Source organism: Saccharothrix hoggarensis, assembly GCF_042678885.1.
In the GTDB taxonomy this organism is placed as follows: domain Bacteria; phylum Actinomycetota; class Actinomycetes; order Mycobacteriales; family Pseudonocardiaceae; genus Actinosynnema; species Actinosynnema hoggarensis.
Window position 1 is genome coordinate 17,638 of sequence record NZ_JBHTLK010000039.1, and the last position, 22,152, is coordinate 39,789.

Genomic DNA, 22,152 nt, shown 5'->3' on the forward strand with positions numbered 1-22,152 from the left:
GACAACGACGAGAAGGAGCGAGGCTGTCGTGAACACCACGACGATCGTCAAGAACCCCGTCATCACCGCCTGGTCGGCGCTGTCGCCGTTCGGCACCGGCCGCGAGGCCTTCACCGAGGGCCTGCTCGCCGGCCGCACGACGAGCCGGGAGCTGGACAAGGAGCTGTGGGCCGGCCCGGACGCCGAGGCGTGCCTGGTGCCCGAGTTCACCGCCGCGTCCGCGTTGGGCCGCAAGGGGACCCGGTCGATGGACCGCGCCACCGGCCTGGCCGTGGCCACGGTCGGCCGGCTGCTCGACGACCAGGACCAGGGCCGGGAGATCGCCACCGGCGAGCACGCCGCGCTCGTGCTCGGCACGACCACCGGCAGCGCGCAGAGCATGATGGACTTCACTCGCGACTCGCTGACCGGCGAACGGCCGTACCTCGTCGACCCGTCGCGGTTCCCCAACACGGTGATGAACTGCGCGGCCGGCCAGTGCGCGATCTGGCACCAGCTGCGCGGGCCGAACGCCACCGTGGCCGGCGGCCGGGTGGCCGGGCTGCACGCGTTGAACTACGCCCGCCGCCTGCTCATCTCCGGCCGCGCCGACACCGCGCTGTGCGGCGCCGTCGAGGAGTACTCGGCCGCCCGCTCCTGGCTCGACCGCACCGGCCGCGACGACGCGCCGGTCCTCGGCGAGGGCTGCGCGATGCTCCAGCTGGAGCAGTCCGGCGACGACTCCGCGTCCCGCGCGCTCGCCGAGGAGCGCGCGGTCGAGTTCGGCGCGTACGGCGACGACTGCACCGCCGCGCTGGCCGCGTGCGTGCGCCGCGCGCTGGACCGCGCGGGCGTCTCCGTCGCCGACCTGTGGGCGGTCGCGCCGTGCGGCACGGCCGGGCCGGGCGAGTCGGTCGCGCTGCGCGAGGTGCTCGGCGACCTGTCCGCGTTCCGGGCGCCCGACCTCTCGCCGATCGGTGACACGGCCGGCGCGGCGTCGGCCATGCAGATCACCGCCGTGCTGGCGCTGGCCTCCGGCGACGCCGCCGCGAGCGGGCGCGCCGCGCTGATCACCGCCGTGGACGAGGGCGTCGTGGGCTGTGCCGTGCTCGGCATCGCCTGAGCGGCCGGACGCCCGAGCCCCGCGGAGGCTCGACGACCACCGCCGCGGCCCCGCCGGGCCGCGGCACGAACACCCGAACGAAGGAGAGCACACGATGAGCGGGATCACCACCACGCTGCTGGACAAGGAAGACCTGCGCCGGACCGTCGCCGAGGTCCTCGACGTCGAGGTCGACGCGGTCACCGACGAGGCGTCGTTCATCGACGACCTGGAGGTCGACTCGCTGATGGCGCTGGAGGTCGTCGTCGTGCTGGAGAAGAAGTACGGCATCCGGCTGCGCGAGTCCGAGCTGAAGCAGGTCGTCTGCCTCGACAAGGCCTACCAGCTGATGGTCGACAAGCTGGCCGCGGTCTGATCGTGGCGACCACCTGCTCCCCGCTGCGCGAGGGCGTGCGCGTGGTGGAACCGCCCGGCGAGCAGCCGGTCGCGACCACCACCGTCACGATCGACCCGGACAACCCCATCTTCGCCGGGCACTACCCGGGCTTCCCGATCTTCCCCGGCGTCGGCCTGGTCGAGTGCGTGCACCGCAGCGCGCTCGCCACCGCGCCGGAGGGCCGCGACCTCGAACTCGCCGCGATCGCCTCGACCCGGTTCACCGGGCCGACGTTCCCCGGCGACGAGCTGACCGTCCGCGTCGAGTGGAAGCCCGACGGTGACGGCTGGGTGGTCTCGGCCGTCGTCTCCTCGCCGCGCGGCGAGGCGGCCAAGGTCAAGCTCCGCTACCGGAACGGAGGACGCGCGTGATCACCGCCGCCGACATCCGACGGGTGCTGCCGCACCGCTACCCGATGCTGCTGGTCGACGCCGTCACCGAGCTCGTGCCCGGCGTGCGGCTGACCGCGAGGAAGGCCGTCACGGTCAACGAGCCGTGGTACGCCGACCTGCCCGTCGACCTGCGCGCCGAGCAGCTGGCGTATCCCGAGGTGCTGCTGGTCGAGTCGTGGTGCCAGGCCGCGGGCGTGCTGGCCACCTGGGACGCGCCGAACCCGGACGTCCTCGCGGGCCAGGTGATGCTGTTCGGCGGCATCTCCGACGTCCGCTTCGAACGCCCCGTGCTGCCCGGCGACGTGCTCGAACACCGCGTCGTGGTGCAGCGCGCCTTGACCGACACCGTCATGTTCGAGGGCGAGAGCGTGGTCGGCGACGAGGTCGTGATGACCGTGTCGCGCGTGGTGATGGCGTTCCGCCCCGCCGAGGCCCTGCGCCCGGCGACCCAGGGTTCCTGACCCGTGAGGGAGGTTTCGATGAGCGACGACACCCCGCGGGTGGCCCTGGTGACCGGGGGCTCGCGCGGCATCGGCCGGGCCTGCGTGCTGCGGCTCGCCGCCGACGGCTACGACGTGGGCTTCTGCTACCAGTCCAACGAGGACGCGGCCCGGCTGCTGGAGAAGGAAGCCGGCGAACTCGGCGCACGGGTGCGCGCGGTGCGCGCCGACGTGTCCGACGGCGCCTCGGTGCGCGCGATGCTCGCCGAGGTCAACGACGAGCTGGGCGTGCCCGAGACGCTGGTGACCGCGGCGGGCATCACCAAGGACAACCCGCTGCTGATGATGCCGGACGACGACTGGCACCGGGTCATCGACGTCAACCTCAACGGCGTCTACAACATCTGCCGCGCCGCCGTCTTCGAGATGATGAAGCGCCGCCGCGGTTCCATCGTGAACATCTCGTCGGTCGCGGGCGTGTACGGCAACGCGACGCAGACGAACTACTCGGCGTCGAAGGCCGGGATCATCGGCTTCTCCCGCGCCCTGGCCAAGGAGGTCGGCCGCTACGGCATCCGCGCCAACGTGGTCGCGCCCGGCTTCATCGACACGGACATGACGTCCGTGCTGTCGGACAAGGTCAAGGACAACGCGGTCAAGTCGATCCCGCTCGGCCGCCTCGGCACCGCGGACGAGGTCGCGGACCTGGTCGGCTACCTCGCCTCGGACCGGGCGGCCTACATCACCGGCGCCGTGTTCCAGATCGACGGCGGCATCACCATCTAGGACCCAGGACGGAGACCGACACATGGCCAAGAGGCCGCCCCGCTGGTACTTCTCGTTCCGCAGCCCCTACTCGTGGCTGGCGCACCGCGACCTCACCGAGCGGTACCCCGACGTCGCGGACCGGATCGAGTGGCGCCCGTTCTGGGAGCCGGACGCCGACCTGCGCGACCGCCTGGCCGCGGCGGGTGGGCGGTTCCCGTACTCGGCGATGTCCCGCGAGAAGCACCTGTACATCCTCCAGGACCTGCGCCGGCTGACCGCCGAACGCGGGCTCCCCGTGTCCTGGCCCGTGGACCGCGACGCCAACTGGGAGGTCGCGCACCTCGCCTACCTGGTCGCCGAGGAGCGCGGGCTGGGCCGCCAGTTCATCGCCGGGGTGTACCGGGCCCGGTGGGACCGCGGCCTGAACATCTCCGAACCGGCCACGATCGCCGCCGTCGCCGAGGACATCGGCGCCGACCCGGACGGGCTGGTCGACGCGGCGGCCAACCCCGAGGTGCGGGAACGCGGTCTCGCCGCGCTGCTCGACGTCTGCGCCGACGGCGTGTTCGGCGTGCCGTACTTCGCCAACGGCTTCGACAAGTACTGGGGCCTGGAGCGGCTGCCCGGTTTCATCGCCGCCGTGCGCGGCACGGGCGCGTCCGCCAAGCCCGCCGAGGTCGCGCCCGACGACACGCCCGCCCTGGTCGGCGTCGGCGACTTCAGCCACGCCGGCGGCTGCGGCTGACGCCGTCCCGCCCGACCTGCCCACCACCCGAGCACCTGCACGCACATGAGGACGGACCCACCATGCCTGAGTCGGGCGCGGACCGTGTGCCGCTGACGGCGGCGCAGTCGGGGATCTGGTATGCGCAGCAACTGGACCCCGACAACCCGATCTACAACGCGGGGGAGTACCTGGAGATCCGCGGCACCGTGGACGAAGGGCTGCTCCGGCACGCGCTGCGGCAGGTGCTCGCCGAGGCGGAGACCCTCCGCGTGCGGATCGTCGCCGACCCGGACGGCCACCACCAGGTGGTCGAGCCGGAACCGCGCTGGTCGCTGCACGTCGCCGACGTGCGCGACCGGCCCGACCCCGAGGCCGCCGCGGTCGCCGCCATGCGCGCCGACCTCGGCGTGCCGGTCGACCCGGCCGCCGGACCCCTGTTCCACTTCGGACTGTTCCAGGTGGACGACGACCGCGACTTCCTGTACTACCGCTACCACCACGTCGTGGTCGACGGCTACACGGTGGCGCTGGTCGCCCAGCGGATCGCCGAGGTGTACACGGCGCTGGTCGACCGGGCTCCCGTGCCGCCGTCGCCGTTCGAGCCGCTGGCGACGCTCGTCGGCCTCGACGCCGAGTACCGGGCCTCCGAGCGGTTCGACGACGACCGCCGGTTCTGGCTCGACGAGCTGGCGGGGGCGCCCGCGCCGGTGAGCCTCGCGGCCGAGCAGCCGCGGATGGCGCACGGTCTCGTGCGGCACACCGGCTACCTGGCCGAGCCGACCGCGCAGGCGTTGCGCGACCTCGCCCGCGAGGTCGGCGTGACGTGGCCGTCCGTCGTGATGGCCGCCACCGCCGCCTACCTCCAGCGGTTCACCTCCGCGGCGGAGGTCGTCCTCGGCCTGCCGGTGACGACCCGCCTGGGCCGGGTGGCCCGCGCCGCGCCCGGCATGGTGTCCAACGTGGTGCCGCTGCGGCTGGCCGTGCAGCCGTCGCACAGCCTGGAGGACCTGCTCCGGCACACGTCCGACCGGCTCCGCGCGGTCATGCGCCACCAGCGCTACCGGTACGAGGACCTGCGGCGCGACCGCAAGCTCCTCGGCGCGGAGCAGCGCCTGGTCGGGCCCGAGGTCAACGTCATGATGTTCGACTACGACCTCAAGTTCGGCCCGCACCGCGCGCTCGTGCACAACCTGTCGATCGGCCCGTCCGACGACCTGTCGGTGAACGTGTACGACCGGGGCGACGGCCGCGGCCTCCAGATCGACTTCGACGCGAACCCCGAGCTGTACTCCGACGACGAGATCACCGCCCACCAGCGGCGGTTCGTGACGTTCCTGCGCAACCTGGCCGCGGCCAGCCCGGCCCGGTCGGTCGGCACGATCGACGCGCTGCTGCCCGGCGAGGAGGACCGGGTCGTGCGCGCGTTCAACGACACCGCCGCGCCCGTCGAGCGCACGACCCTCACCGAACTGCTCGCCCACCGGGCGGACCTCTCGCCCGGCAACACGGCGGTGGTGTTCGAGGGCACGACCCTCACCTACGCGCAGCTGCACGCCAGGGCCAACGACCTGGCGCACCGCCTGGTCGAGCGCGGCGCGGGCCCGGAACGGGTGGTGGCGCTGGCGCTGCCCCGGTCCGAGCACCTGGTCGTGGCGCTGCTGGCGGTGCTCAAGGCCGGCGCGGCGTACCTGCCGATCGACCCGGACTACCCGGCCGACCGGATCGCGTTCACGCTGGCGGACGCCAGGCCGGCGCTGCTGCTGGCCACGGTGGCGTCCGCCGCCGCACTGCCCGCCGACCTCGGCGTCGACGTCCTCGTGCTGGACGGCGCGGACGTCGGCGAGCGCCCCGACCCGCCCGCCGCGGCGGTCCGGCCCGCGAACCCGGCGTACATGATCTACACGTCGGGCTCGACCGGCCGGCCCAAGGGCGTGCTGGTGCCGCACGAGGGGATCGTCAACCGGCTGCGGTGGATGCAGCACCGGTACGGGCTCACGGAGGCCGACCGCGTGCTGCAGAAGACGCCGTCCGGGTTCGACGTGTCGGTGTGGGAGTTCTTCTGGCCGCTGATCGAGGGCGCGACCCTCGTCGTGGCCCGCCCCGAGGGGCACCGCGACCCGGCCTACCTCGCCGCGCTGATCCGCGACGAGCGGGTGACGACCCTGCACTTCGTGCCGTCGATGCTCCAGGTGTTCCTGGCCGAGCCGACCGCCGCCGCGTGCGCCGGGCTGCGCCAGGTGATGTGCAGCGGCGAGGCGTTGCCCGAGGAGGTCGCGGACCGGTTCCACCGGCTGCTGCCGGACGTCGAGCTGCACAACCTGTACGGGCCGACCGAGGCGTCGGTGGACGTCACGTCGTGGCAGTCCACCGGCGGGCCCGGCCCCGTGCCGATCGGCGCGCCGGTGTGGAACACGAGCACCTACGTGCTGGACGGCTCGCTGCGCCCGCTGCCGGTGGGCGTGGTCGGCGAGCTGTACCTGGCGGGCGTGCAGCTCGCCCGCGGCTACCACGACCGGCGCGGCCTCACCGCCGAGCGGTTCGTCGCCGACCCGTACGGGCCGCCCGGCGCCCGCATGTACCGCACCGGCGACCTGGCGCGCTGGGACGCGACCGGCAACCTGCACTACGCCGGCCGTGCCGACGACCAGGTGAAGATCCGCGGCCTGCGGATCGAGCTGGGCGAGATCGAGACGGCGCTGACCCGGCAGCCGGGCGTGGCCGCCGCGGCGGTCGCCGTCCGCGAGGACCGGCCGGGGGACAAGCGCCTGGTCGGGTACGCCGTGCCGGCCGACGGCATCCAGCTCGACGTGGCCCGGTTGCGGGCGGGGCTGGCCGAAGGCCTGCCGGACTACATGGTGCCGTCGGCGCTGGTGGTGCTCGGCGCGCTGCCCACCAGCCCGAACGGCAAGCTGGCGCGGTCGCTGCTGCCCGCGCCGGACGTGGCGTCCGCGGTGTCCGACCGGGGACCGCGGACACCGCGGGAGGAGATCCTGGCCGGGCTGTTCGCCGAGGTCCTGGGCCTGCCGCGGGTCGGGGTGGACGACAACTTCTTCGACCTCGGCGGCCACTCGCTGCTGGCCACCAAGCTGATCAACAAGGTGCGGTCGACGTTCGGCGTCACGCTGACCATCCGCACCGTGTTCGAGGCGCCGACGGTGGCCACGATGGTCGGCAAGCTCGACGCGGACGCGCGGGCCACCGACGCGCTGGACGTGCTGCTGCCGCTGCGGCCGTTCGGCGACCGGCCCGCCGTGTTCTGCGTCCACCCGGCCGGCGGGCTGGCCTGGTGCTACGCCGGGCTGATCAAGCACCTGGAGGGCGGTTTCCCGGTCTACGGGCTCCAGGCCCGCGGGCTGGACCGCGACGAGCCGCTGCCGGGCAGCTTCGCCGAGGCCGCCGCCGACTACCTCCGGCTGATCCGGGAGGTGCAGCCCGAGGGGCCGTACCACCTGGTCGGCTACTCGTCGGGCGGCATCCTCGCGCACGTCATGGCCGCGCAGCTGGAAGCGGCGGGGGAGGAGGTCGGGCTCCTGGCGATCCTCGACACCTACCCCGGCCAGACGCTCGCCGAGCTGGGCGAGCAGGAGGTGCTGGCCGACCTGCTCAGCTGGGTCGGGTTCGACCGGCGCCACCTGGGGCGCAAGCCCCTGACCCACCAGAAGGTCACCGACACGCTGCGCAAGCTGGGCAGTTCCCTGGCCAGCCTGGAGCAGCGGCACATCGAGTCCATCGGCCGCATCTACGCCAACTTCCGCGAGCTGGTCCACGAGAGCGTCCCGGCGCGCTACGGCGGGGACGTGGTCGTGGTCGTGGCAACCCTGGACAAGGTCGACATCTCGCCGACCCCCGAGACCTGGCGCCCGTACGTGGGCGGCCGGATCACCACCCGACGGGTCGACCGCAAGCACACCGACCTGATGAAACCGGGCCCGCTGGCCGAGATCGGCCGCATCCTCGCGGACGAGCTGCGGGACATCCACCGGAACCGACCGGAGACCAAGGAGTAGTGCCGACATGACCAACCCGTTCGAGAACGCCGAGGGCACGTTCTTCGTGCTGGTGAACGACGAGAACCAGCACTCGCTGTGGCCCTCGTTCGTGGACGTGCCCGCGGGCTGGCGCCCGGTGCACGGCGAGGCGTCGAGGCAGTCCTGCCTCGACTACATCGAGGCCAACTGGACCGACATGCGACCCGCCAGCCTGGTCCACAGCTGACCCTTCCGCACCACCCCCGCGAAACCCGTTGCAGCATCAGGAAAAGCACCTTCCCGGCCGGGCGGGGCCCCGCAAGACTACGCAGGAACGCGGGAACCCCGCCGCACGCCGCCGGTACCACCGCATCGCGATCCAAGCTCCGCCACCGAAGGGACACCAGAGATGACCACCGCTGTCGACGAGCGCATGGCCACCATCAAGGACATCGTCTGCGAGATCCTCGAGATCGAGCCGGAAGAGGTCACCGAGACCAGCCTGTTCAACGAGGACCACGGCGCGGACTCGCTGCGCGCCATCGAGATCCTCGCGTCGCTCGAGAAGCAGTTCTCCATCGCCATCGACCAGGCCGAGCTGGGCCGGATGGTCAACCTGCGCGGTGTGTACGAGGTCGTCAGCGAGTCGGCGGGCTGGTAGCCCGCCCGCGCCGCGGCGCCGGTCCGCGACCACACGGGGCGGACCGGCCCGCGACGCACCACCACCGCCAGGACCGACCGCGCACGACCGACGGCGCACGACCGACTCGGCACCACCGACCTGCTCGACGCCGACTGGAGGCTGTGAAAGATGACCAAGCCTGGCCTGGCGGACGTGTTGCCGCTCTCGCCGTTGCAGGAAGGTCTGCTGTTCCACTCGCTCTACGACGAGCAGGGCGTGGACGTGTACACGGTCCAGCTCCTGTTCGACCTGGACGGCCCGGTGGACGGCGCCGCGATGCGCGGCGCGGTCCAAGCCCTGCTGCGCAGGCACCCGAACCTGCGGGCCGCGTTCCGCCACGAGAAGCTGAGCCGCCCGGTGCAGGTCATCCCGCGCGAGGTCGAGGCGCCGTGGGCGGACGTCGACCTCTCCGGGCTGGACGCCGACGCGCAGGCCGCCGAGCTGGACCGGCTCACCGCCGCCGACCGCGCGACCCGCTTCGACCTCGCCCGCCCCCCGCTGCTGCGCTGCACGCTGTTCCGCCTCGGCCCGGACCGCCACCGGCTCGTGCTGACCAACCACCACATCCTGGTGGACGGCTGGTCGATGCCGATCCTGGTGCGCGAGCTGTTCGAGCTGTACGCGAGCCGCGGCGACGACGCCGGCATGCCGGCGGTCACCCCGTACAAGCAGTACCTGGCCTGGCTCGCCCGCCAGGACCGCCCGGGCGCCGAACAGGCGTGGGCGGACGCGCTGAGCGGGCTGGCCGAGCCGACCCTGATCGCCCCGGACGCCCCCGAGCACAGCGGGGCCGCGCCCGAGCACCACACCGTCGCGCTCGACGCCGCGTCGACCCGCCGCCTCGCGGACGAGGCCCGCCGGCACGGCCTGACCATGAACACCGTGGTGCAGGGCGTGTGGGCCATGCTCCTCGCCCATTCCACCGGCCACGACGACGTGGTGTTCGGCGCCACCGTCTCGGGCCGGTCGCCGGAGATCCCCGGCGTCGAGTCCATGGTCGGCCTGTTCATCAACACCCTCCCGGTCCGCGTGACGCTGCCCGCCGACCGGACGTTCGCCGACGTGCTGCGACGCCTCCAGGACGAGCAGTCCCGCCTGATGGCGCACCAGCACCTCGGCCTGCCCGACATCCAGCGGATCGCCGGGCACACGACCTTGTTCGACACCATCGCGGTGTTCGAGAACTACCCGCTCGACCCGGCCGCGCTGCGGGTGGCCGCCGGCGACGTCGAGGTCGCGGCGGTCACCGCGGTCGACGCCACGCACTACCCGCTGAGCCTGATCGCGGGCATCGAGGAGGACGGCTCGCTGGGCCTGCGGCTCGACCACCGCCCCGAGGTGCTGTCCGCCGACGACGTGCGGCTGCTCGGCGACCGGCTCCTGCACCTGTTCGACGCCCTGGCCGACGGGTTCGACCGGCAGGTCGGGCGCGTCGACGTGCTCACCGAGGCCGAGCTGACGCGGATCGTGCACGAGTGGAACGACACCACCGGCGCGCGTCCCGCGGCCCACGACTCGATCGTCGCGGCGTTCGACCGGCAGGCCGACCTCGCGCCCGACGCCACCGCCGTCGTCTACGAGGACGTCCGGCTGACGTACCGGGAGCTGGACGAGCGCGCGAACCGGCTGGCGGGCCTGCTCGTCGAGCACGGCGCGGGCCCGGAGCGGTTCGTGGCGCTGGCGCTGCCGCGCTCGGCCGACCTGGTCGTCGCCGTGCTCGCGGTGCTCAAGTCCGGCGCCGCGTACGTGCCGCTCGACCCCGACTACCCGGCGGACCGGCTCGCGTTCATGATCGAGGACGCGCGGCCCGCGCTCGTCGTCGGCACCCGGGACGGCCTGGCCGCCCTCGGGCCGGACCTCGACGTCGAGCGGGTCGTGCTGGACGACGCCGACACGGCCGCCGCGCTCGACCGCCGTGCCGCCGACCGCCCGTCCGTGGCGATCGACCCCCGGCGGCCCGCGTACGTGATCTACACGTCGGGCTCGACGGGACGGCCGAAGGGCGTGGTCGTGCCGCACGGCAACGTGCTGCGCCTGCTGTCCTCGACCGAGCACTGGTTCGACTTCGGCCCGGATGACGCGTGGACCCTGTTCCACTCCTACGCCTTCGACTTCTCCGTCTGGGAGCTGTGGGGCCCGCTGCTGCACGGCGGACGCCTCGTCGTCGTCCCGCACGCGGTGAGCCGGTCGCCGGAGGACTTCCTGCGCCTGCTCGTGCGCGAGCGCGTCACCGTGCTGAACCAGACCCCGTCGGCGTTCTACCAGCTCATGCGCGCCGACCGGGAGAACCCGGACCTGGGCCGCGGCCTGGCGCTGCGGTGCGTGGTGTTCGGCGGCGAGGCGCTGGACCTGTGGCGGCTGTCGGACTGGTACGCGCGGCACGGCGACGACGCGCCCGTGCTCGTGAACATGTACGGCATCACCGAGACCACGGTCCACGTGAGCTACCTCGCGCTGGACGAGCCCACGGCGGCCGCGAGCCCCGGCAGCATGATCGGGCGCGCCATCCCGGACCTCCGGGTGTACGTGCTGGACCGGTCGCTGCGGCCGACCCCGCCCGGTGTCGCGGGCGAGATGTACGTGTCCGGCGAGGGCCTGGCCCGCGGCTACCACGGCCGGCCCGGCCTGACGTCGCACCGGTTCGTCGCCGACCCGTTCGGCACGCCCGGCGTGCGCATGTACCGCACCGGCGACGTGGCGAAGTGGACGGCGGCGGGCGCGCTGGAGTTCGTCGGCCGCGCCGACGAGCAGGTCAAGATCCGCGGCTTCCGCATCGAGCTCGGCGAGATCGAGGCGGTGCTGGGCGCGCACGAGAGCACCGGCGACGTCGCGGTGGTCGTGCGGGAGGACCAGCCCGGCGACAAGCGGCTCGTCGCGTACGTCGTCCCCTCGGGCGGCGGGGCGCTCGACCAGGCGGCGCTGCGGGCGCACGTCGCGGCCTCGGTGCCGGACTACATGGTGCCCGCCGCGTTCGTGCGGCTGGACGCGCTGCCGCTGACGGCGAACGGGAAGCTCGACCGCAAGGCCCTGCCCGCGCCCGAGTTCACCGGCGCCGGCGCCGGCCGTGCGCCGCGCGACCCGGCCGAGGAGATCCTCTGCGGACTGTTCGCCGAGGTGCTGGGCGTGCCGTCGGTCGGCGTGGACGACGGGTTCTTCGACCTGGGCGGCCACTCGCTGCTCGCGACCCGGCTGGTGAGCCGCCTGCGCTCGACGTTCGGCGTCGAGGTGCCGATCCGGACCCTGTTCGAGGCGCCCACGGTGGCCGCGCTCGCGCTCCGGCTGCGTGGCGCGGAGAGCGCGCGCACGGCCGTCCGGCCGATGCCGCGCCCCGACCGCGTCCCGCTGTCGTTCGGCCAGCGCCGGCTGTGGTTCCTCAACCGCTTCGAGGAGCGTTCGGCGGCGTACAACATGCCGCTCACCCTGAGCCTGTCCGGCGACCTCGACGTCACGGCGCTGCACGCGGCGCTGGGCGACCTGGTCGACCGGCACGAGACCCTGCGCACCCGGTTCCCCGACGTGGACGGCACGCCGCACCAGGAGGTCGTCCCGGCCGCCGAGGCACGGCCCGAGCTGATCGTCACCGAGGTCGCGCAGTCCGAAGTGGACGGTGCGCTGGCCGAGGCGGCGGGCAAGGGCTTCGACCTGGCCGTCGAACTGCCGGTGCGGGCGCACCTGTTCGCGGTCGGCGCGCGGGAGCACGTCCTCCTGCTCGTCATGCACCACGTCGCCGCCGACGGCTGGTCGATGCAGCCGCTGGCCCGCGACCTGTCCACCGCCTACGAGGCCCGTGCGGCGGGGAACGCCCCGAGCTGGGCGCCGCTGCCCGTGCAGTACGCGGACTACACGCTGTGGCAGCACGACGTGCTCGGCGCCGACGACGACCCGGACAGCGCGCTGAGCCGTCAGCTCGCGTTCTGGCAGGACGCGCTGCGCGGCCTGCCGGAGCAGCTGGAGCTGCCGACCGACCGGACCCGCCAGGCGGAGACGGACTTCGCGGGCGGCACGGTCCGGCTCGACCTCGACGCCGACCTGCACCGCGACCTGCTCGCGCTGGCCCGCGGCACCCGCACCAGCCTGTTCATGGCGTTGCAGGCGGCGCTGGGCGCGCTGCTGACCAGGGTCGGCGCGGGCGTCGACCTGCCGATCGGCACGGTCGTCGCGGGCCGCACGGACGACGCGCTCGACCAGCTGGTCGGGTTCTTCATCAACACGCTGGTGCTGCGCACCGACACCTCCGGCGACCCGACGTTCCGCGAGCTGCTGAACCGCGTCCGGGAGGCCGACCTGGCCGCGTTCGCGCACCAGGACGTGCCGTTCGAGCGGCTGGTCGACGCGCTCGCGCCGGACCGCTCGCTGTCGCGGCACCCGCTGTTCCAGGCGATGCTCACGCTGGAGAACAACCCGGTCGCCGACTTCGGCCTGCCCGGCTTGGACGTCAGCCCGCGCGACGCGGGCATCAGCACCTCGAAGTTCGACCTGTCGTTCGGGTTCGAGGAGCGCACCGGCCCGGACGGCGAGCCCGCCGGCCTGCACGGCAGCATCGACTACGCGCTGGACCTGTTCGACGAGGAGACCGTCACGGCGCTGGGCCGGCGGCTGACCCGCGTGCTGCGGGCGATGGTCGCGAGCGCGGACACCCGCGTCGGCGACGTCGAACTGCTCGACGCGGACGAGCGCCGGCGGCTGCTGGTCGACTGGAACGGCCCGCGCCGCGACGTCCCCGTGGTGACGCTGCCGGACCGGTTCCAGGCCCGCGCGGCGTCCGACCCGACGTCCACCGCCCTGATCTGCGGCGCCGACTCCGTCGACTACGCCCAGCTCAACGCCAGGGCGAACCGGCTGGCCCGCGTGCTCGTCGGGCACGGCGCCGGCCCGGAGCGGTACGTCGCCATCGCGCTGCCCCGGTCCGTCGACATGGTCGTCGCGCTGCTCGCCGTGCTGAAGTCCGGAGCCGCGTACCTGCCCGTCGACCCCGAGTACCCGGCCGACCGCATCCGGTTCATGCTCGCCGACACCGCGCCGACCCTGCTGCTCACCTCGTCCACCACGGACCTGCCCGAGCTGGAGTCCGACACCCCGCGGCTGCTGCTCGACGACCCCGCCGTCATCGCGGACGTCGAGAGCCGGTCGTCGGCCGACCTGGCCGACGCCGACCGCATCAGCCCCGCGTCGCCCGCCAACCCGGCGTACGTCATCTACACGTCCGGCTCCACCGGCCGCCCCAAGGGCGTGATCATCGAGCACGCCGCCCTGTCCGCGTACCTCGCCTGGACGACGGCGAAGTACCCGAGCACGGCGGGACTGACCCTGCTGCACTCGCCGATCTCCTTCGACCTCACCGTCACCGGCCTCTACACGACGCTGGTCGCGGGCGGCACGGTGCTGCTGGCGGCGCTGGAGGACGACGAGCAGGTGCGGTCGGTGCTGACCGAGCGCGAGGTCACGTTCCTCAAGGCCACGCCGAGCCACGTCGCGCTGCTGGCGGCGCTGCCGGACGAGTTCTCCCCGAGCGGGCACCTGCTGCTGGGCGGCGAGATGCTGCTCGGCGAGGCGCTGGCGGACCTGCGGGCCCGCAAGCCGCAGCTCACCGTGCTCAACGTCTACGGCCAGACCGAGACGACGGTGAACGCCTCGGAGCACCGGATCGAGCCGGGCACGGACCTGCCGGGCGGCGCGCTCGCGGTCGGCCGCCCGTTCGACAACATCGACATCTACGTCCTCGACGCGGCGCTGCGGCCGGTGCCGCCCGGCGTGACGGGCGACGTGTACGTGGCGGGCAGCCAGACCGCCCGCGGCTACCTCAACCGGTTCCCGCTGACCGCCGAGCGGTTCGTGGCCAACCCGTACGGCCCGCCCGGTTCCCGCATGTACCGCAGCGGCGACCTCGGCAAGCGCCGGGCGGACGGCGACCTGGTGTTCGTCGGCCGGGCCGACGACCAGGTGAAGATCCGCGGCTTCCGGATCGAGCTCGGCGAGATCGAGTCGGTCGTGGTGGGCCACCCGGCCGTGGCGACCGCGTCCGTGGTCGTCCGCGAGGACCGGCCCGGCGACCGGCGGCTGGTGGCCTACCTCGTCGGCGACGGCGCGGAGCCGGACCCGGCGGCGGTGCGCGAGCACGTCGCGGCGGCGTTGCCGGACTACATGGTGCCGTCGGCGTTCGTGGTGCTCGACGAGCTGCCGCTGACCCCGAACGGCAAGCTGGACCGCAAGGCGCTGCCCGCGCCGGACCTCACACCGGTGTCCACCGGCCGCGGTCCGCGCGACCACAACGAGGAAGTCCTCTGCGGGCTGTTCGCCGACGTCCTCGGCCTCGCGGCCGGCTCGGTCGGCATCGACGACAACTTCTTCGAGCTGGGCGGCGACAGCATCGTCTCCATCCAGCTGGTGAGCCGGGCCCGCAAGGCCGGCCTGGTGATCACCCCGCGGCAGGTGTTCGAGCGCAAGACCGTGGTGGCGCTGGCCGCCGGCGCGGGCACCCTGGACGGCGTGGTCTCGGCCGGGCCGGACCAGGGGACGGGCCAGGTGGCGCTCACCCCGGCGCTGCACCGGTTCCGCGAGCGCGGCGGCCCCATCGCCCGGTACAACCAGTCGACCCTGCTCCAGGCGCCCGACGGGCTGGACACCGACAAGCTCGTCGCGGTGCTGCAAGCCGTGCTCGACCGGCACGACGCCCTGCGGATGCGGCTCGACCGCGACGCGACCGGCTCGGAGTGGCGGCCGTTCATCCCGGAGCCGGGCGCGGTGCCCGCCGCCGAGTGCGTGCGGCGCGTCGACGTGACCGGCCTGACCGGCGCCGCGCTGCGCCGGGTGATCGCCGAGCACAGCGACGACGCGTGGGACCGCACCGACCCCGCCACCGGCCGCATGGTCCAGGTGGTGTGGTTCGACGCGGGCCCGTCCGCGCCGGGCCGGGTGCTGGTCGTCGCGCACCACCTCGTGGTGGACGGCGTGTCGTGGCGGATCATCACCGACGACCTCGCCGCCGCGTGGGACGCGGTGCGCGCCGGCCGTGCGCCGGAGCTGCCGGAGGTCGGCACGTCGTTCCGGCGCTGGGCCGAGCACCTGGTGGCGCAGGCGCACACCGCCGAGCGCGCCGCCGAGGTCGGGATGTGGGCCGAGCTGCAGGACGAGTACGACCCCCTGCTGGGCGACCGCCCGCTGGACCCGACCACCGACACCATGGGCACGGTCCGGTTCGTCACGGACACCCTGCCCGCCGACCTGACCGCCCCGCTGCTCACCACGCTGCCCGGCGCGTACCAGGCGGGCGTCAACGACGTGCTGCTGACCGCGCTGGCGCTGGCCGTGACGCGATGGCGCGCCGCCCGCGACGAGGACGAGGACGACGACACCACCGCCGTCATGGTCGACCTCGAAGGCCACGGCCGCGAGGAGGCGAGCGTCGGCGCGCCGGTCGACCTGTCCCGCACGGTCGGCTGGTTCACCAGCCGGTACCCGGTGCGGCTCGACCCCGGCCCGGTGGACGCCATCGAGCTCGCGCACGGCGGTCCGGCCGTCGGCGCCGCGCTCAAGCGGGTCAAGGAGCAGCTGCGCCTGCTGCCCGACAACGGCATCGGCTACGGCCTGCTGCGGTTCCTCAACCACGGGACGCGCGAGCGCCTCGCGGACCTGCTCGACCCGCAGATCAGCTTCAACTACCTCGGGCGGTACCGCGCGTCGGAGCGGCCCAAGGCGTGGGGCGCGGTGAACGACGAGGGCATGGTGGCCGGCGCGGACGTGTCCGGCAGCCGGCCCGACCCGGCGACCCCGCTGACGCACACCCTGTCCGTGAACGCGATCACCGAGGACCACGCCGACGGGCCGCGCCTGGTCGTCATCTGGTCGTGGCCCCAGACGCTCCTGGCCGAGACGCACGTGCGGGAGCTGATGGCGTGCTTCGCCGACGCGGTGCGCGGGCTGGTGGCGCACGGCGAGCGCGACGACATCGGCGGCCTGACCCCGTCCGACGCCGCCCTGGTCGCCGTCACGCAGGACCAGCTCGACCGGTTCGAGTCCCGGCTGGACGCCGCCGACGACGACGAGGACGAGGAAGACGACGACGTGGACGAGCCGATCGACGAGTGGGAGTTCGCGCAGTGAAACGGTCGAGGGTCGAAGACGTCCTGCCGCTGTCACCACTCCAGGAGGGCCTGCTCTTCCAGACGTTGCTGGACGACGAGGGCGAAGACCTCTACGTGTCCCAGCTCCTGCTGGACGTCGAGGGTCCGCTCGACGTCGCGCGGCTGCGCCAGGCGGCGAAGGCGCTGCTGCACCGGCACGCCAACCTCCGCGCGAGCTTCGAGCACGAGGGCCTGGCCATGCCGGTGCAGGTCATCCCGCGCAAGTTCACCGTCCCGTGGCAGCAGGTCGACCTGGCCGCGCTCGACCCGGTGGCGCAGCAGGCGGAGCTGACCGCGCGCCACGCGGCCGACCGGGCCACCCGGTTCGACCTGTCCAGCCCGCCGCTGGTGCGGTTCGCCGTGTTCCGCCTGGCGCCCGGCCGGTTCCGGCTCGCGCTGTCCAAGCACCACCTGCTGCTCGACGGCTGGTCCATGCCGATCGTGGTGCGGGAGCTGTTCGAGCTGTACGGCGACGAGAACAGCCTCCCGCCCGTGACGCCGTACAAGAACTACCTGGAGTGGATCGCCCGTCAGGACAAGTCCGTCGCCGACGCCGCGTGGCGCGACGCGATGGGCGGGCTGGACGAGCCGACGTTGCTGGTGCCCGCCGACCCGGGCGCCGCGCCGGGCCGCCCGGACACGCTGATCCGCGTGCTGCCCACCGACCTGTCCGACCGGGTGCACCGCTGCGCCCGGGAACGCGGCCTCACCGTCAACACGCTGTTCCAGGGCGCGTGGGGACTGCTGCTGGGCGTGCTCACCGGACGGTCCGACGTGGTGTTCGGCAGCACGGTCGCGGGCCGGCCGCCGGAGGTCACCGGCATCGAGTCCATGGTGGGCCTGTTCATCAACACCCTGCCCGTGCGGGTGCGGTGGAGCCAGGACGAGCCGGTCGTGGACGTGCTGCGCCGCGTGCAGGGCACCCAGGCCGACCTGATGCCGCACCAGTACGTGAGCCTCGCCGAGGTTCAGCAGATGGCGGGCTACCAGCGGCTGTTCGACACCGTGACGGTGTTCCAGAACTACCCGGTCGAGTCGGACGAGGACGCGGCCACGATCGCCGGCCTGCGCATCCGGGGCGTGCCCGGCAAGGACGGCACGCACTACCCGCTCAGCTGCGCGGCGGGCGTCGCCGGCCGCGAGTTCCAGCTGCGCCTGTCGTACCGGACCGACCTGTTCCGGCCGGAGTGGGTCGAGTCCACGATGGACCGCCTGGTGCGCGTCCTCGACGGCCTCACCGCGGACGCCGACCAGGCCGTCGGCCGGATCGACGTCCTGTCGGCGGCCGAGCGCGCCCGGATCGTGCGGGAGTGGAACGACACCGCGGCCGACGTGCCGCCCGCCACGATCGGCGAGCTGTTCCAGGCGCAGGCCGCCCGCACCCCGGACGCGCCCGCGCTGGTCATGGGGGAGCGGACGCTGTCCTACGGCGCGCTGAACGAGCGGGTGAACCGGCTGGCGCACCTGCTGATCGGGCGCGGCGTCGGACCGGAGGCCATCGTCGCCGTCGCGGGCGGCCGGTCGATCGAGCTGGTCACGGCGCTGCTCGCGGTGAGCAAGGCGGGCGCGGCCTACCTGCCCGTGGACGCCGACTACCCGGCGGACCGCATCGCCTACATGGTCGAGGACGCGCGGCCCGTGCTGGCGCTCGTGGACGCCGCGGCCGACCACGTCATCGCCGGTGTCTCCGACGTGCCGCGGCTAGTCCTCGACGACGTGGACGCGAGCGCCTTCCCGGCGACCGACCCGACCGACGCCGACCGCGTCGCGCCGCACGTCCCCGCGCACCCCGCGTACGTCATCTACACCTCCGGTTCCACGGGACGCCCCAAGGGCGTCGTGGTCACCCACACCGGTGTCGCCAGCATGGTCCGCACGCACACCGAACGGCTCGGCGTCGGCCCCGGCACCCGGACGCTCCAGTTCGCCTCGCCGAGCTTCGACGCGGCGTTCTGGGAGTACGTCATGGGCCTGTTCTCCGGCGGCGCCCTCGTGCTGGCGGAACCCGAGCGGATGATGCCGGGCGAACCGCTGGCCACCGTGCTGCGCGAGCACGCCATCACCCACGCCACGCTGCCGCCGGTCGCCCTGGCCGACACCGCGGCCGACGCCGACCTCCTGCCCGACGGTCTGCTGATCACGGCCGGCGAGGCGTGCTCGGCCGAGCTCGTGCAGCGCTGGGCCGCCGGCCGCACCATGATCAACGGCTACGGGCCCACCGAGACCACCGTCGCCTCGGCGATCAGCGGACCGCTCGTGCCCGGCGGCACCCCGCCCATCGGCACGCCCGTGGTGAACCTGCGGTGCTACGTGCTGGACGCCGCGCTGCGGCCCGTCCCGCCGGGCGTCGCCGGGGAGCTGTACGTGGCCGGTCACGGCCTGGCCCGCGGCTACCTGGGCCGGCCCGCCCTCACCGCGCAGCGGTTCGTGGCCAACCCGTTCGAGACCGGCGGCTCCCGCCTGTACCGGACCGGCGACCTGGCCCGCTGGACCGCCGACGGCGTGCTGGAGTTCGTCGGCCGGGCCGACGAGCAGGTGAAGATCCGCGGCTTCCGGATCGAGCTGGGCGAGATCGAGTCCGTCCTCGCGGCGGACCCGGCCGTCGAGCAGGTCCACGTGATCGCCCGCGAGGACCGGCCGGGCGACCGGCGGCTCGTCGGCTACGTCCTGCCGGCCGCCGGCGCGGAGCCCGACCTCGCCGAGCTGCGCGCGCTCGTCGCCCGCACGCTGCCCGAGTACATGGTGCCCGCCTCGTTCGTCGTCGTGGACGCGTTCCCCGTGACGCCCAACGGCAAGCTGGACCGCAAGGCGCTGCCCGCGCCGGACCGATCGGCCGCCGCCGGACGCGCACCGTCCACAGAGGACGAGAAGGCGCTCGCCGCGCTGTTCGCCGAAGTGCTCGGCGTGGACGAGGTCGGCGCGGACCAGGGCTTCTTCGACCTCGGCGGGCACTCGCTGCTCGCCACCCGCCTGGTCAGCCGCATCCGCTCCGAACTCGGCGTGGAGCTGGCCATCCGGACCCTGTTCGACGCGCCGACGGTCGCCGCCCTCGCCACCCGCCTCGACCGGGGCAGGCGGACCAGGAGCGCGGTCGTGGCCCGCCGCCGCCCCAAGGTCGTGCCGCTGTCGTTCGCCCAGCGCCGGCTGTGGTTCCTCAACCGGATGGGCGGCCAGGCCGACGCGTACGTCATGCCGGTGGCGCTGCGCCTGACCGGCGAGCTGGACCGCGGCGCGCTGCGGTCCGCCCTGTCCGACGTCGTCGGCCGGCACGAGGCACTGCGCACCGTCTTCCCCGAGGGCGACGACGGCACGCCGCGCCAGGCCGTGCTGGCCGCCCGCGAGGTCGAGCTGTCCATCGCGGACGTGCCGCGCGACGCGGTGGACGACGCGATCGCCACCGCCGCCAGGGCGGGCTTCGACCTCACCACCGAACCGCCGCTGCGCGCCCACCTGCTGCACGTCGCCGAGGGCGAGCACGTGCTGGTCCTCGTGCTGCACCACATCGCGGCGGACGGCTGGTCGATGTCCCCGCTGGCCCGCGACCTGTCCCACGCCTACCGGGCCAGGGCGACCGGCGGCGCGCCGCAGTGGGCGCCGCTGCCCGTCCAGTACGCCGACTACGCGTTGTGGCACCACGAGCTGCTGGGTCGCGAGGACGACCCCGACAGCCTCATCGCCACCCAGCTCGCCTACTGGTCGGAGCAGCTCGCCGGCGTGCCCGACCAGCTCGACCTGCCGACCGACCGGCCCCGCCCGGCGACGCCGGACCACCGCGGCGGCCGCGTGCCGGTGTGGCTCGACCCGCGCACCCACGCCCGGCTCGCCGACCTGGCCCGTGTTGCCGGCGCGAGCACGTTCATGGTGCTGCAGTCGGCGTTCGCGGCCCTGCTGACCCGGCTCGGCGCGGGCACGGACATCCCGATCGGCACGCCGGTCGCGGGCCGCACCGACGACGCGCTGGACGACCTGGTCGGCTTCTTCGTCAACACCCTCGTGCTGCGCACGGACACGAGCGGCGACCCGACGTTCCGGCAGCTGCTCGACCGCGCCAAGGACACCGACCTCGCCGCGTACGCCCACCAGGACGTGCCGTTCGAACGGCTGGTGGAGGTGCTGAACCCGCGCCGCTCGCTGGCCAGGCACCCGCTGTTCCAGGTGATGCTCACGCTGCAGAACAACAGCGAGGCCACCATCGCGCTGCCCGGACTGCGGGCGGACGCGTACCCCGCCACCGGCGGCGGCGCGAAGTTCGACCTGTCGCTGAGCCTGTCCGAACGGCACGCGAACGGCGCGCCGGACGGCGTGGACGGCATGCTCGCCTACCGCACGGACCTGTTCGACGAGGACACCGCGCAGCGGATCGCGGGCTGGTTCGAACGGCTGCTCGCCGCGGCGGCGGCCGACCCCGACCAGCCGATCGGCGCGCTGGACCTCCTCGACGACGCCGAGCGGCACGACGCGCTGGCGCGGTGGAACAGCGCCGCCCACGACGTGCCGGTCGTCCCGGTCGCCGAGCTGGTCGAGGCCCAGGTGGCCCGCACCCCGGACGCCGTCGCCGTCACCGGTGGCACCGGCCCGGCCCACCAGGAGCTGACCTACCGGCAGCTGGACGAGCGCGCCAACGCGATGGCGCACCTGCTCATCCGGCACGGCGCCGCGCCCGGCGAGATCGTCGCGCTGGCCCTGCCCCGCTCGGTCGACCTGGTCGTCACGCTGCTCGCCGTGCTCAAGTCGGGCGCCGCGTACCTGCCGCTCGACCCGGACCACCCGGTGGACCGCCTGCGCCACGTCCTCGACGACGCCGCGCCGCTGCTGCTGATCGGCGACGGCGTGCCCGGCGCGGACGTGCCGACGCTCCGGCCGGCCGACCTCGACCTGCGGACCTTCCCGGTCACCGCGCCCACCGACGCCGACCGCCGCTCCCCGCTGCGCCCGGGGCACCCCGCGTACGTCATCTACACGTCCGGCTCCACCGGCAGGCCCAAGGGCGTGGTGGTGGAACACCGGTCGGTCGCGGACTACCTGGGCTGGACGGCCGCCGCCTACCCGAGCGCGACCGGCGCGGCGGTGCTGCACTCGCCGGTGTCGTTCGACCTCACCGTGACGGCCCTCTACACGCCGCTGGTGGTGGGCGGCTGCGTGCACGTCGCCGCGCTGGAGGAGTCCGCCGGGACGTCCGCCGCCCTCGCCGCCCGACCGGCCACGTTCCTCAAGGCCACCCCGAGCCACCTCCCGCTGCTGACCGCGCTGCCCGACGCGTACTCGCCCAGCGGCGAGCTGCTGCTGGGCGGCGAGGCGCTGCTGGGCGAGGCGGTCGCGGCCTGGCGCCGCGCCCACCCGGACGCGGACGTGGTCAACGTCTACGGACCCACCGAGGCCACGGTCAACTGCACCCAGCACCGCGTGCCCGCCGGCGTGCCGCTGCCGTCCGGCCCGGTGCCGATCGGCAAGCCGTTCGCGGGCACCCGGGCGTACGTGCTGGACGCGCGCCTGCGGCCCACGCCGACCGGCGTGCCGGGGGAGCTGTACATCGCGGGCGCGTCGCTGGCCCGCGGCTACCTGGGCCGGCCCGCCCTC

The 22,152-nt window shown here is 74.1% G+C and carries 11 protein-coding genes; all 11 read left to right on the forward strand.

What is annotated here, in order from left to right:
• Positions 1–28 precede the first annotated feature (28 nt).
• Entirely contained in the window at positions 29–1,102 is a 1,074-nt protein-coding gene (locus tag ACFQ3T_RS10575) for a beta-ketoacyl synthase N-terminal-like domain-containing protein (RefSeq protein ID WP_380722839.1), read from the forward strand.
• 94 nt (positions 1,103–1,196) lie between these two features.
• Positions 1,197–1,457 carry an acyl carrier protein gene (locus ACFQ3T_RS10580; protein WP_380722840.1) on the forward strand — a complete coding sequence of 87 codons (261 nt, stop codon included), beginning with the start codon at positions 1,197–1,199 and terminating at the stop codon, positions 1,455–1,457.
• Positions 1,458–1,459: 2 nt separating this feature from the next.
• Entirely contained in the window at positions 1,460–1,849 is a 390-nt protein-coding gene (locus ACFQ3T_RS10585) for a 3-hydroxyacyl-ACP dehydratase FabZ family protein (RefSeq protein WP_380722841.1), read from the forward strand.
• The gene (locus ACFQ3T_RS10590; RefSeq protein ID WP_380722843.1) at positions 1,846–2,331 is read left to right on the forward strand and encodes a 3-hydroxyacyl-ACP dehydratase FabZ family protein; all 486 of its coding nucleotides are present in this window, start codon (positions 1,846–1,848) and stop codon (positions 2,329–2,331) included. Before ACFQ3T_RS10585 ends, ACFQ3T_RS10590 begins: the two co-directional genes overlap by 4 nt.
• A gap of 18 nt (positions 2,332–2,349) precedes the next feature.
• Positions 2,350–3,096, forward strand: coding sequence for a 3-oxoacyl-[acyl-carrier-protein] reductase (gene fabG / locus ACFQ3T_RS10595; RefSeq protein ID WP_380722844.1), 747 nt, complete (start codon positions 2,350–2,352; stop codon positions 3,094–3,096).
• A 22-nt stretch (positions 3,097–3,118) separates the two neighbouring features.
• Positions 3,119–3,823 carry a 2-hydroxychromene-2-carboxylate isomerase gene (locus ACFQ3T_RS10600; protein WP_380722845.1) on the forward strand — a complete coding sequence of 235 codons (705 nt, stop codon included), beginning with the start codon at positions 3,119–3,121 and terminating at the stop codon, positions 3,821–3,823.
• A 62-nt stretch (positions 3,824–3,885) separates the two neighbouring features.
• On the forward strand, positions 3,886–7,812 hold the full coding sequence (locus tag ACFQ3T_RS10605) for an amino acid adenylation domain-containing protein (RefSeq protein ID WP_380722847.1): 3,927 nt from the start codon (positions 3,886–3,888) through the stop codon (positions 7,810–7,812).
• 7 nt (positions 7,813–7,819) lie between these two features.
• Positions 7,820–8,020 carry an MbtH family protein gene (locus ACFQ3T_RS10610; RefSeq protein WP_380722849.1) on the forward strand — a complete coding sequence of 67 codons (201 nt, stop codon included), beginning with the start codon at positions 7,820–7,822 and terminating at the stop codon, positions 8,018–8,020.
• A 162-nt stretch (positions 8,021–8,182) separates the two neighbouring features.
• Positions 8,183–8,434, forward strand: a complete 252-nt coding sequence (locus tag ACFQ3T_RS10615; protein WP_380722850.1) for an acyl carrier protein — start codon at positions 8,183–8,185, stop codon at positions 8,432–8,434.
• Positions 8,435–8,584: 150 nt separating this feature from the next.
• Positions 8,585–16,555 (forward strand): amino acid adenylation domain-containing protein, encoded by a 7,971-nt coding sequence (locus ACFQ3T_RS10620; RefSeq protein ID WP_380722851.1) that lies wholly within the window; start codon positions 8,585–8,587, stop codon positions 16,553–16,555.
• The coding region (locus tag ACFQ3T_RS10625; RefSeq protein ID WP_380722853.1) for an amino acid adenylation domain-containing protein at positions 16,552–22,152 on the forward strand (5,601 nt) is incomplete at its 3' end. The genes ACFQ3T_RS10620 and ACFQ3T_RS10625, both read left to right, overlap by 4 nt.